Annotated in this window: 11 protein-coding genes and 1 tRNA gene; 7 read left to right on the top strand and 5 right to left on the bottom strand. The window is 66.8% G+C overall.

Annotated elements, in window-relative coordinates; genetic code table 11:
- The first annotated feature begins 113 nt into the window (after window positions 1-113).
- Genes CFB52_RS16640 through CFB52_RS16630 form a run of 3 tightly spaced genes read left to right on the top strand, consistent with a single transcriptional unit; the run spans window position 114 to window position 2,346 of the window.
- Window positions 114-896, top strand: coding sequence for an amino acid ABC transporter substrate-binding protein (locus CFB52_RS16640; protein WP_059573597.1), 783 nt, complete (start codon window positions 114-116; stop codon window positions 894-896).
- 14 nt (window positions 897-910) lie between these two features.
- Window positions 911-1,591: an amino acid ABC transporter permease gene (locus CFB52_RS16635; protein WP_059573598.1), complete on the top strand. Its 681-nt coding sequence runs from the start codon at window positions 911-913 to the stop codon at window positions 1,589-1,591.
- Window positions 1,588-2,346, top strand: a complete 759-nt coding sequence (locus CFB52_RS16630; RefSeq protein ID WP_099316935.1) for an amino acid ABC transporter ATP-binding protein — start codon at window positions 1,588-1,590, stop codon at window positions 2,344-2,346. The genes CFB52_RS16635 and CFB52_RS16630 overlap by 4 nt, the downstream gene beginning before the upstream one ends.
- Before the next feature lie 20 nt (window positions 2,347-2,366).
- Here CFB52_RS16630 and CFB52_RS16625 read toward each other — a convergent pair whose 3' ends face one another.
- Window positions 2,367-3,182 (bottom strand): alpha/beta fold hydrolase, encoded by an 816-nt coding sequence (locus CFB52_RS16625; RefSeq protein ID WP_099316934.1) that lies wholly within the window; start codon window positions 3,180-3,182, stop codon window positions 2,367-2,369.
- A gap of 81 nt (window positions 3,183-3,263) precedes the next feature.
- On the opposite strand from CFB52_RS16625, the gene CFB52_RS16620 reads away from it, so the two are divergent.
- Window positions 3,264-3,878, top strand: a complete 615-nt coding sequence (locus CFB52_RS16620) for a CGNR zinc finger domain-containing protein (protein ID WP_060010894.1) — start codon at window positions 3,264-3,266, stop codon at window positions 3,876-3,878.
- 39 nt (window positions 3,879-3,917) lie between these two features.
- Here CFB52_RS16620 and CFB52_RS16615 read toward each other — a convergent pair whose 3' ends face one another.
- Together CFB52_RS16615 and CFB52_RS16610 are read right to left on the bottom strand one after the other, a co-directional pair.
- The gene (locus CFB52_RS16615) at window positions 3,918-4,970 is read right to left on the bottom strand and encodes a DUF3592 domain-containing protein (protein ID WP_060010897.1); all 1,053 of its coding nucleotides are present in this window, start codon (window positions 4,968-4,970) and stop codon (window positions 3,918-3,920) included.
- A gap of 186 nt (window positions 4,971-5,156) precedes the next feature.
- Window positions 5,157-5,232: transfer RNA gene (locus tag CFB52_RS16610), tRNA-Lys, on the bottom strand.
- Between the two features lie 190 nt (window positions 5,233-5,422).
- On the opposite strand from CFB52_RS16610, the gene CFB52_RS16605 reads away from it, so the two are divergent.
- Both CFB52_RS16605 and CFB52_RS16600 read left to right on the top strand, forming a co-directional pair.
- Window positions 5,423-5,827, top strand: a complete 405-nt coding sequence (locus CFB52_RS16605) for a PaaI family thioesterase (RefSeq protein ID WP_027785770.1) — start codon at window positions 5,423-5,425, stop codon at window positions 5,825-5,827.
- A gap of 8 nt (window positions 5,828-5,835) precedes the next feature.
- Window positions 5,836-6,702, top strand: a complete 867-nt coding sequence (locus tag CFB52_RS16600) for a patatin-like phospholipase family protein (RefSeq protein WP_059573647.1) — start codon at window positions 5,836-5,838, stop codon at window positions 6,700-6,702.
- Between the two features lie 48 nt (window positions 6,703-6,750).
- Here the strand turns inward: CFB52_RS16600 and CFB52_RS16595 are convergent, their stop codons facing one another.
- Complete coding sequence (locus CFB52_RS16595; RefSeq protein WP_059573604.1) at window positions 6,751-7,764, bottom strand: D-2-hydroxyacid dehydrogenase family protein; 1,014 nt, start codon at window positions 7,762-7,764, stop codon at window positions 6,751-6,753.
- Window positions 7,765-8,191: 427 nt separating this feature from the next.
- On the opposite strand from CFB52_RS16595, the gene CFB52_RS16590 reads away from it, so the two are divergent.
- Complete coding sequence (locus CFB52_RS16590) at window positions 8,192-9,241, top strand: LysR family transcriptional regulator (protein ID WP_059573605.1); 1,050 nt, start codon at window positions 8,192-8,194, stop codon at window positions 9,239-9,241.
- 127 nt (window positions 9,242-9,368) lie between these two features.
- On the opposite strand, the gene CFB52_RS16585 is transcribed toward CFB52_RS16590, so the two are convergent.
- Window positions 9,369-11,966 (bottom strand): DNA topoisomerase III, encoded by a 2,598-nt coding sequence (locus CFB52_RS16585; RefSeq protein ID WP_059573606.1) that lies wholly within the window; start codon window positions 11,964-11,966, stop codon window positions 9,369-9,371.
- Window positions 11,967-12,032: the final 66 nt, after the last annotated feature.

Genomic DNA, 12,032 nt, shown 5'->3' with positions numbered 1-12,032 from the left:
TAGCCGATTTGCGTTTTTGCCGGGCCTTCCCGCATCGGTAGAATTCGCGGACCTCTCGAACGGCGCAGGCGTGCCGGCGGGATGATTCTCTCCAATCATTCGGGGTCCGCACCATGAAATTCCTCCGCTCCATCCTGATCGTCGCGCTGCTGCAGGCCGCCGCGGCCACCAGCGCGCTGGCTGCCGACGACCTGTCGCAGATCAAGTCGGCCGGCGTGTTCCGCATCGGTACCGAAGGCACCTACGCGCCGTTCACGTACCACGACGAGACGGGCAAGCTGACGGGCTTCGACGTCGACATCGCGACCGCGATCGCGCAGCGTCTCGGCGTGAAGCCGCAGTTCGTCGAAGGCAAATGGGACGGGCTGATCGCGGGCCTCGACGTGAACCGCTACGACGCGGTCGTGAACGAAGTGTCGATCACCGACGCGCGCAAGGCGAAATACGATTTCTCGACGCCGTACATCACGTCGCACGCGGTGCTGATCGTGCGCGCGGACAACACGACGATCCGCTCGTTCGACGACCTGAAGGGCAAGAAATCCGCGAACACGCTGACCAGCAATTTCGGCAAGCTCGCGGCCGCGCACGGCGCCGACGTGGTGCCCGTGCAGGGCTTCAACGAATCGATCGACCTGCTGACGTCCGGACGCGTCGATGCGACGATCAACGATTCGCTGTCGTACCTCGATTTCCGCAAGCACAAGCCCGACGCGAAACTGAAGATCGCGGCGACCGACACGAGCGGCGCGGGCGACGCGTCCGGCGTGCTGCTGCGCAAGGGCAGCCCCGCCCTGGTGGCCGCGATCGACAAGGCGCTCGCGGACATCAAGGCGGACGGCACCTACGCGAAGATCTCGCAGAAGTACTTCGGCCGCGACGTGTCGCAGCCGTGACGCGAGGCTGAACGATGCCGGCCTGGCTGCACCTGATGGCGGAATCGCTGCGCCCCCTGCTCGTTGCAGGGCTCGTGTTTACGGTTCCGCTCACGCTCGCGTCGTTCGCGATCGGCCTTTTGCTCGCGTTCGGCGCAGCGCTCGCGCGGCTGTTCGGGCCGCGCTGGGCGCAGGCCGTCGTGCGTTTCTATATCTGGCTGTTCCGCGGCTCGCCGTTGCTCGTGCAGTTGTTCGTGATCTTCTACGGGCTACCGAGCGTCGGCATCGTGCTCGATCCGCTGACGGCCGCCGTGATCGGCTTCTCGCTGAACGTCGGCGCGTACAACGCGGAAGTGATTCGCGGCGTGATCGAATCGATCCCCAAGGGGCAGTGGGAGGCCGCGTACTCGATGTCGATGACGCGCGCGCAGGCGCTGCGCCGCGCGATCCTGCCGCAGGCCGCGCGCGTCGCGCTGCCCGCGCTGTCGAATTCGTTCATTTCGCTCGTGAAGGACACGTCGCTCGCGGCCGTGCTGACGGTACCCGAGATCTTCCAGGCCGCGCAGCGCATCGCGGCCGTGACCTACGAGCCGCTGATTCTCTATACCGAAGCTGCGCTGATCTATCTGCTGTTCAGCTCGGTGCTGTCCACGCTGCAACGTCGCCTCGAAACCCGCTTCGGCCGGCATGCGCTGTTCCACGCGGAGTTGCGATGATCCGTCTCGAGCGCATCGACAAGTCGTTTGGCTCGCATCGCGTGTTGAGCGGAATCGACCTCGCATTGCAGCCGGGGAGCGTAACGGCGCTGATCGGCCCGTCCGGCAGCGGCAAGAGCACGCTGCTGCGCTGCGTGAACCTGCTCGAAGTGCCGGAGGCGGGCGCGCTCGTGGTCGGCGATGCGCGCATCGCATTCGTGCCGGGGCGCCGGCCGTCGCGCGACGCGGTGTTCGCGGTGCGCAAGCAGACCGGCATGGTGTTCCAGAACTTCCAGTTGTTTCCGCACCTGAGCGTCGTGCAGAACGTGATGGAGGGGCTCGTGACCGTGCAGCGCTGGCCGCGCGAGCAGGCGCGCCAGCGGGCGCTCGCGCTGCTCGACAAGGTGGGCATCGCGGGCAAGGCCGACGCATGGCCGGCCACGCTATCGGGCGGACAGCAGCAGCGCGTGGCGATCGCGCGCGCGCTCGCGCCGTCTCCGCAGGTGCTGCTGTGCGACGAGCCGACATCGGCGCTCGATCCGGAGCTGTCCGTCGAAGTGGTCGAGGTGCTGCGCCAGCTCGCGCGCGAAGGCACGACGATGCTGATGGCCACGCACGACCTGCGCCTGGCCGCGTCGATCGCGCACGATGCGGTGTTCCTCGCCGATGGCCGCATCGTCGAAGCCGGCGCGTCGCGCGACCTGTTCGGCCGGCCGCGCGACCCGCGCACCGCGAAGTTCGTCGCGACGCTCGCGCAAGGCGTGCCGGTGTTCTGACGACGCGAGGTGGCTGGCGGTCAGCGTGGCGCGTGCGCGTCGAGCACCGCGGCGACGATCGCCTCCGGCGCATCTTCCTGAACCAGATGGCCCGCGTGCGGGACGCGGATCAGCTTGCCGTTCGCGACGCGATCGGCGAGCGCCTGCCCTTGCTCGAGCGGAATCCATGCGTCGTCCTCGCCCCACACGATGCGCACCGGAAAGTCCGGCGGTGCGTAGCGGGCTTCCGCTTCCTCGATGTAGCGCTGGCGCATCTGCGCGATCTGGCGATAGAACGCGGCCTGGCCGGCCGGCGTGAGCCACGGTGCACGGTAGATCGACAGTGCTTCGTCGCTCAGCGGTCGCGCGACCGCCTGGCCGATATAGGCCGACACGAGCGCATGGTGCGCGTACGCGGGCAGGCCGGTGAACGCGGCTTCGTGCTGCGCGACGTGACGCACGAACGGCGACCCTTGCGGCGCGATCGCGACCGGGTTCACGAGCGTGAGATCCGCATACGCGATGCCGTCGAGAAAGTGCGCGCGCAGCACCGTGGCGCCGCCGTAGTCGTGCGCGAGCACACGCGGCCGCGCGAGTGTCCATTCGTTCAGCAGTGCGCCGAACATCGCGTTCTGGCGGCCGAGCGACACGTCCGCGTCCGGCATGTCGGACTGGCCGTAGCCGAGCAGGTCGTAGACATACACGCGATGGCGCCGCGCGAGCCACGGCGCGATCCGGCGCCATACCTGCGACGAAAACGGCGTGCCGTGCACGAGCACGAGCGGCGGGCCTTCGCCGAGCGTACCCCATGCAATCCGGTGGCCTTCGAAATCGAAGCGGTTCGGAAGTTCGAGCATCGGCTTCTCCGTGCTAACCTGTTTTGGTTGTTAACAGGTTACGCCGGATTTTCCGGATATGAAACCGATAGGTGAAAATAAATGGTTACTCGATCCGACCCGGCGCGGCACGGGCACGAATGGCGCGCGGCCGATTTCGTCGGCGGCCATCCGGCGCTCGACTTCCTCAACACGGTGGCCGACACGGGCAAGACGCGCGACGAGGACAAACTCGTCGACTGGCCGGCCGTGCGTGCGTGGGCCGGGAAAGCGGGGTTGCTGGCGCCCGACGATCTGGCGCGGCTGCTGCGTCATCCGCGCCAGGATGGCCCCGAGGAGCTGGCGGCGCTGCACCGCTTTCGCGACGACGCGTACGCCGCGATCGTGCACCTGACGGCCGCGGGCGGCGGCGGCGCGGGCGCGCGCGCTGCCGAGCGGCTTGCGCTGGCGATCCGCGAGGCGATCGGGCGGAGTGCGTTCGATGCGGTTGGCGGCCGCTTCGCGTGGCGACCGGACGCGCGCGCTGCGTCGCGCTGGATCGATGCGGCTGCGCTCGGTTTCGAGGATCTGATGCGCAGCGACGATTTCGCGCGCGTGCGGCAATGCGGCCGGTGTACGTGGTTCTTCGTCGATCGCGGCCGCGGCGTCGGGCGGCGGTGGTGCGACATGCGCACGTGCGGGAACCGCGCGAAGGTGGAGGCGTTCAGGGAGCGGTGACGCGCGGCGCGGCGGTTGCCGCACCGCGCCGAGCGTGGGTCATCGAGCGGCCTCGGCTTCGTGCGGCCGATGGTCGGGCCATAACGTCGCGGCGGCGAACAGCCCGGCCGCCAGGAACGGCGCGCCGATCGCGAACAGGATGGCCGTGAGGCCCCAGCGATCCCAGAAGCGATCGACGAGCGCACGCTCGGGCGTGACGGGATCGTACAGCACGTCGACCGCATCGCCTTTGTGGAGGCCCGGCGGCGACGCCGCGGAGCCCTGGGCGAATGTGATCAGCCGCCCGCTGTCGGTCGTGAACGCGACGATGGCCGAATACAGCGACGTGCGCGACCGCGACGGCCGCCCGTTTTTCGCGATCTCGACCACATGGCCGGTCGAACGCGCATAGTGGTGGACGATTTGCCACTGACGCAGCCCGGCCGCGCCGGCGCCGGCGAGGAAACCCGTGCCGATCGCGATCGGAATCAGCGCGATCGCGACATCCCAGCGGCGCCGTGCCGGCTTGCGTTCGACGTGGCGCGGCGCCGGGCCCGACTGCCGGCGGCGTCGCTCGCCCGCGAGCAGCAGGCCGCCGATGGCGAACGACGCGACGGCGAGCAGCGCCGGCACGGCCACCGGAAGCCAGCGTTGCGCAAAATCGTCGATCAGCGCGGGGCGCTCCGGGTGGTCGGGGTCGAGCAGGATGTCGACGTTCTCGCCGATGTCGTACGCGGGCACCGCGGATGCAGTATTGCCGGCGACTTCGCGGCGCCGGCCGTCGTTCGCGAGATACGCGACGATCGGCCGGTACGCGCGCATTGCATCGCTGTCCTGGACGATGCGCACGACCGTGCCCGGCGCGCGGACCAGGCGGTCGGGTTCCCGGCCGGCCGTGACGGCGAGCACGCCGGCCAGCACGAACAGCACGACACCGATCATCAGTGCGACCAGCGCGTCCTTACCCGGCATGACGCGATCCGGTTCTGGCGTCGCGCGGATCGGGGCCGGCCCGGGTGAGCGGCCCATCGCGACGGACAGGCCGATATCGGCGCAACCATGCCCTCTGAATGGTCGCGTCTCGTTCACATGCTTCCATGTCTGACGTCCCATGTTCTCTCAGTGCCGGCGGGCAAATGACGAACCCCGCGCCGGTCGTGTGATATTTGTCGGACGATTCTAGCGGAAACGATGCGCGACGGGCGTGCGGCGGCGTACCGCGAAAGGCGCGCGCTGCGAATACGGCGCGCCAAAACGGAAAAGGCCGGTCAGCTTTCGCTAACCGGCCTTTGAAATTCCTGGTGGGGCGTGAGTGACTCGAACACTCGACCTACGGATTAAGAGTCCGCTGCTCTACCAACTGAGCTAACGCCCCCAACAGAAGAAAGATTATGCCGGGGTTTTCGGGACATGGCAAGCCCTTTCTGCGAATTTCCCGAAAATATTTCGTCACGCCGGCGGCGGTTGCCGGCGCGGTAACGAGCGGTCGCAGTTTGCGCGCTCCCGGTATGATGACGCCACACGCGTTGCGCGGCGGTCGCGCAACGTTTTCTGGACATTCGAAGATGGACGAAAACGCAGTCCGCGAATTGCTGGATCGCCTGCTGGCCCCGTGGGTCCGCTCGCTGGGTCTGGTCCCCGTGTCGATCGGCGACGACAGCGTCACGTTGCGCCTGCCGTTTTCCGGCGAGTTCCGCCATTCGGGCGGCGTGATCTGCGGCCAGGTGTTCACGGCGGCCGCCGACACCGCGATGGTGGTCGCGATCTCGGCTGCGCTCGGCGAATTCCGGCCGATGACGACGGTGTCGCTGAACACGAACTTCATGCGTCCCGTGCGCAAGGGCGACGTGCTCGTCACCGCGCGCGTGCTGCGGATGGGTCGCAACCTCGTGTTCGGCGAAGTCGAGCTGTTCGACGAGGACGGCAAGATGGCCGTCCACGCGACGTCGACCTACGCGCTCGTCAGTTGAGCGGCGCGATGTTCGACCAGATCGTCTTTGCGGGCGGCGGCAATCGCTGCTGGTGGCAGGCCGGCTTCTGGGACGTCGCGCAGCCGGCCCTCGGCCTGCGCCCGCGGGTGATCACCGGCATCTCGGCCGGCGCGGCGACCGCCTGCATGCTGTATACACGCGACGCCGCATGGGTGATGCGCTATTACGAGGAGGCGCTGCGCCACAACCGGAAGAATGCGTACTGGGGCAACCTGTTCGGGCGTGAGCCGGTGTTTCCGCATTACCGGATCTATCGTCAGGCGCTGCTCGACATCTACGGCGAGCCGTTCGCGAAGCTCGCCGCGGCGCCGGAAATCCGCATCGGCGTGTCGCACGTGCCGCGCTGGCTCGGTGCGCGCAGCGCGGTCGCGGCCGGCCTCGTCGCGTACAACATCGAGAAGTACGTGCGCAAGACGCTGCACCCGACGCTCGGGCGCACGCTCGGCTTTCGGCCCGAATTCGTGCGCGCGCAGGCCTGCGCGCACGTCGACGAACTCGCCGACCTGATCCTGCAGTCGTCCTGCACGCCGCCGTTCACGCCGGTGCTGCGGCGCGGCGGCCGGCCGGTGCTCGACGGCGGGATGGTCGACAACGTGCCGGTCGATGCGCTCGATCCGTCTCCGGGCGACGTGCTGGTGCTCGTCACGCGGCTGTATCCGCGTCCGCAGATGTTCACGGTCGCGCATGGCGACCAGCGGCGGCTGTACGTGCAGCCGTCGAGCAAGGTGCCGATTTCGAGCTGGGATTACACGAGCCCGTCGCAGATGCGGCATGCGTACGATCTCGGGCGGCGCGACGGCGAGCACTTCCTCACGCGCGTCGACGCGATGACGGGCGGCCGCGTGGCCGCCTGACGGCGGGAATCGGGCAACGGGGCCACGCGACGCGCGCGGCCCGCGCGATCAGCGCTTGCGGATCGGCGTCAGCGCTTCGGGGTTGGCGACGCTCGACATGTCGCCGTCGTCGAACGCGAGAATGTTGCGGAATGCGGCACTGAAATACAGTTCGTAGCTTTCGCGTTCGACGTAGCCGATGTGCGGCGTGCAGATCACGTTTTCCATCCGCAGCAGGCTGTAGCCCTGCAGGATCGGCTCGCTTTCGAACACGTCGATCGCGACCATCCCCGGCCGGTTGTGCGACAGCGCGTTGACGAGCGCGTTTTCCTCGAGCAGCTCGGCGCGGCTCGTGTTGACGAGCAGCGACGTCGGCTTCATCCGCATCAGGTCTTCCTGCTTCACGATCCCGCGCGTGTCGTCGTGCAGGCGCAGATGCAGCGACAGCACGTCGCTCTGCTCGAACAGCGCTTCGCGGCTCTCGGCGGCCGTGTAGCCGTCGGCGCGCGCGGCCTCGAGCGAATGCTCGCGGCCCCAGATCAGCACGTTCATCCCGAACGCCTTGCCGTAACCGGCGACGAGCCGGCCGATCTTGCCGTAGCCCCAGATGCCGAGCGTCTGGCCGCGCAGCACCTGGCCGAGGCCGAAGTTCGGCGGCAGCGCCGACGTCTTCAGGCCCGACTGCTGCCAGGCGCCCTGCTTCAGGTTCGCGACGTACTGCGGAATGCGGCGCTGGGCGGCCATCACGAGCGCCCAGGTCAGCTCGGCCGGCGCGACGGGCGAACCGGTGCCTTCGAGCACCGCGATGCCGCGGTCGGTACACGCGTCGAGATCGATGTGGCTCGACACGCGGCCGGTCTGGCTGATCATGCGCAGGTTCGGCAGCTTCGAGAGCAACTGCGAGGTAATCGGGGTCCGTTCACGAATCAGCACGAGCGCCTCGACTTCCGCCAGACGGCTGGCGAGCTGTCCCAGGCCGCGCACCGTATTGTTGAAGACCTTTACGTCGTGGCCGGCGAGCATCTCGAAGCAGTTCAGTTTGCGGACGGCGTCCTGGTAGTCGTCGAGGATGGCAATTTTCATGGTGAACGGGTGTCGCGCGTTGAAAGCGGGCACGGGCGGCGGCGCATCTTGCGCACCTGTTCCGCCCGGCCGGGGCCGACATGATGCTACGCCGGCCGCCTTCGTGGGGTCTTTTTAACAGGTTGTTACGCTCCGCCGCAATGGGCGCCAGCCACCCCCGGCACTGCTCGCGCGCCGTGCGCAAGGGTGCGCTGTTGTGTCGCATCAAACACGTCCTTCCTGATTCGGCCGTTTACTCGACGAGGTTCACCCAATTGTTGCTCGCAGCAGAATAATTGGATCAACTATCCGCGGAAGGCGAGGATTTTTGACTATTTTTATCGTCAACCGGCCCGTTGTTGAGCAACTCTGCATCATTTCCGCTGTCGTAGGAGAATTACGCATTTGCTTCATCTTTTTGAAGTTGTAACAGCGGCAGGAGTCGTTTATGGATCATTTGCAGTCGATGCGCGTGTTCGTCAAGGTTGCAGATCTCGGCAGTTTCGCGCGGGCCGCGAGCGCAATGGATATCTCCAACGCGGTCGCGACGCGCCATGTCGCCGATCTGGAAGGCCGGCTCGGCACGCGTTTGCTTAACCGCACCACGCGCAGCCTCTCCCTGACGGAGTCGGGTCAGGTCTATCTGGAGCGTGCCCGCCAGATCCTCGACGAGCTCGAGGACGTCGAGCAGATGGTCGTCGCGCGCAATCACGAGCCGGTCGGCACGCTGCGCATCGTGGCGCCGGTCGTGTTCGGCCTGCACAACCTCGCCCCCGTACTGCAGTCGTACACGGAGAATTTCCCGAAGGTGGTGCCGGATCTCACGCTGGTCGACCGGCAGGTCGATCTCGTCGAGGAAGGCTTCGACGTCGGCATCGTCGTCACGCGCCAGATGCGCAGCGCGAGCATCGTCACGCGGCGCCTGACCACCGGCTGCATGACCGTGTGCGCGACGCCCAGCTATCTGGAGAAGCACGGCGTGCCGACGCATCCGGAACAACTCGCCGAACACCCGGCGCTGAGCCTGCCGACCGAATACTGGGGCGACGAGCGCGTGTTCACGGGGCCGGACGGCGAAGTGCGCGTGCGCCCGACCAACGTGATCGTCGCGAACAACACGGCGATGCTGCGCCAGTTCGCGTTGCTCGGGATGGGCGTCGCGATCCTGCCGAGCTACCTGATCGGCAGCGACATCGCGCGCGGCGCGCTCGTGCGGCTGCTGCCGGATTTCCGGCTGCCGCAGGTCGAGATCAACATCGCCTACCCGAGCCGGCGCCATCTGCCGGCGAAGGTGCGTACGTTCATCGATCATCTCGTCGAGCATTTCAGTCACTCGACCGACGCGACGATGGGCGAGCAATGGGCCGCGCAGGGCGCGACGCCGCCGCCGATCGGCGTCGAGATGCGTGCCGAGCAGCCCGAAACGACCGATCCGAACCTGCAACCGCGTCTTGCGCGCTCGCCGCGCACGCGCGTGGCGATGCCGTCGCCGCTGTAACGGCCCGGCGCCCGCCCGGTAGCAAGACGGCCGGCACGAAGAAAAAACGCGGATCGATCGATCCGCGTTTTTTATGGGTGCGCGCCGGAGCCGGACGCGCCGCAAGCGGCGCGCGGCGGCCGGGCCGTCACGAACCCGTCTTGCGGGCCGTCGTCTTGCGTGCGGCGGTCTTGCGGGCCGGCGCCGGTTTCTCTTCGGCGCCTTCGGTCACGGTTTCGGCATCCTTCGTCGCCGATTTGGCCGTCTTCTTCGCGGCGGCCGCCTTCGGCTCCTTCTTCTCGAACTCGAAGCCGATCTTGCCGTCCGGCTGCTTCACAAGGAACGCCTTGAAGTTGCGGCCGGTACGCGACGACTTGAAGTTCGGCAGCAAGTCCGTGCGGCCGTCGGCCAGCAGCTTGCCCATCTGCTCGCGCGTGATTTCCTGCTGCAGGATCACCTTGCCCGAGCGGAAGTCGCAAGTCTTCGGGTTCGCCACCGAGTGCTCGCACACGTAGCTCATCCCGTGTTCGAACACGCGGCCCTTGCACTTCGGGCACGCGCCGACCGGTTCCTGCGCGGAGAAGTCGGGCGCTTCGCCTTCCTCGCCGCCCTGGTCCTGGCCGAAATCGAACTCGAGCTTGTAGTTCTTCGTCTCGTCGTCGAACGACAGCTTCAGGATCGCCGAGAACGGGCGGCCCATCTTGCTGCGGAACCCGGACAGCGGCCCGATTTCCTTCTTCTGCAGCAATTCCTCGACTTCCGGGATCTCGAACTGCCGGCTGCCCGGGATCTTCGAGATCGAGAAGTCGCACTTCGTGCACGCGAAGCGGCGATAGTTTTCCTTCACCTGGCCGCCGCAGTTCGGGCACGGCGTCTGAAGGGTCGCGTAGTCGCCGGGGATCGTGTCGGAATCGTATTCCTTCGCGCGCTTGACGATCTGCTGCGTCATGCGGGCGATTTCCTGCATGAACGCGTCGCGCCCGAGATTGCCGCGCTCCATCTGCGACAGCTTGTATTCCCATTCGCCGGTGAGCTCGGGCGCGGTGAGTTCCTTCACGCCGAGGCCGCGCAGCAGCGTCATCAGCTGGAATGCCTTCGCGGTCGGGATCAGTTCGCGGCCCTCGCGCAGCAGGTACTTCTCGCCGAGCAGGCCTTCGATGATCGCCGCGCGCGTCGCCGGCGTGCCGAGACCCTTCGCGGCCATCGCCTCGCGCAGCTCGTCGTCCTCGACCAGCTTGCCCGCGCCTTCCATCGCGGACAGCAGCGTCGCTTCCGAGTAGCGTGCGGGCGGCTTCGTCACGAGCGCGACGGCGGCGATTTCGTCCGTCTTCACCTTCTCGTCCTTCTGCACCGGCACGAGGTTCGCGTCGGCGCCTTCGGCATCGCGGCCGTACACCTGCAGCCAGCCCGGCTCGACGAGCACCTTGCCTTCGGTCTTGAAGTGATGGCCCGCGACTTCGGTGATCCGCGTGGTCACGCGGAATTCGGCCGCCGGGAAGAACACCGCGAGGAAGCGCTTCACGACCATGTCGTACAGCTTCTGCTCCGGCTCGGACAGCGACTTCGGCGCCTGCAGCGTCGGGATGATGGCAAAGTGGTCGCTGATCTTCGAGTTGTCGAAGATCCGCTTGTTCGGCTTCACCCAGCCCTTGTCGAGCACCTGCTTCGCATGCGGCAGATAGTTGTGGCTCTCCTTGAGCATCTCGAGCGTGGACTGGACCGTCGAAAGATAGTCTTCCGGCAGCGCGCGCGCATCGGTACGCGGATAGGTCAGCACCTTGTGCTTTTCGTACAGCGCCTGGGCGAGGCCGAGCGTATTTTTCGCGGAGAAGCCGAAGCGGCTGTTCGCCTCGCGCTGCAGGCTCGTCAGGTCGAACAGCAGCGGCGAGAGTTGCGTCGACGGCTTCGATTCCTCGGACACCGTGCCGATCTGGTCGCGGCAGGCGGCGACGATCGTTTCGGCGGCCGGCAGGCTCCAGAGGCGGGAGTCGCGCTTTTCCGGATCGAATTCGTCGCGCTTGAATTTCGGGTCGAACCACTTGCCTTCGTAGAAGCCGCCCGCGCACGCGAATTCGGCCTTCACTTCCCAGTAGTCGCGCGGGACGAAGCGGCGGATTTTCTCTTCACGTTCGACGACGATCGACAGCGTTGGCGTCTGAACGCGGCCGACAGTGGTCAGGAAGAAGCCGCCGCCCTTGCTGTTGAACGCGGTCATCGCGCGCGTGCCGTTGATCCCGACGAGCCAGTCGGCTTCCGAGCGGCAGCGTGCGGCGTCGGCGAGCGGCTGCATGTCCGAGTCGCTGCGCAGGTTCGCGAAACCGTCGCGGATCGCCTGCGGCGTCATCGATTGCAGCCACAGACGCTGGACCGGCTGCTTCGCCTTCGCGTGCTGCGCGATCAGGCGGAAAATCAGCTCGCCTTCGCGCCCCGCGTCACATGCGTTGATCAGGCGGTCGACGTCCTTGCGCTTCATCAGCTTCGTGAGCACCTTGAGGCGCGACTCGCTTTTTGCGATCGGGTTCAGGTCGAAATGCGGGGGAATGACGGGCAGATGCGCGAAGCTCCATTTCCCGCGCTTGACCTCGTACTCCTCCGGGGCGGCGATTTCCAGCAGGTGGCCGACAGCGGACGAAAGGACGTAATCGTCGCTCTCGTAATACTCGTCATGCTTGGTAAAGCCGCCCAAAGCGCGTGCGATGTCGTTCGCGACAGAAGGCTTTTCCGCAATGATCAGTGCTTTGGACATGACAGGTGTGTGTTGGTAGACCGGGTTCGCCGGCGTGGGTCCCTTTTACGACCGCTTTATAGCACA

It is taken from the genome of Burkholderia sp. AU18528 (assembly GCF_002223215.2).
Classification (GTDB): domain Bacteria; phylum Pseudomonadota; class Gammaproteobacteria; order Burkholderiales; family Burkholderiaceae; genus Burkholderia; species Burkholderia semiarida.
This window is presented reverse-complemented; position numbering and strand designations above follow the sequence as displayed.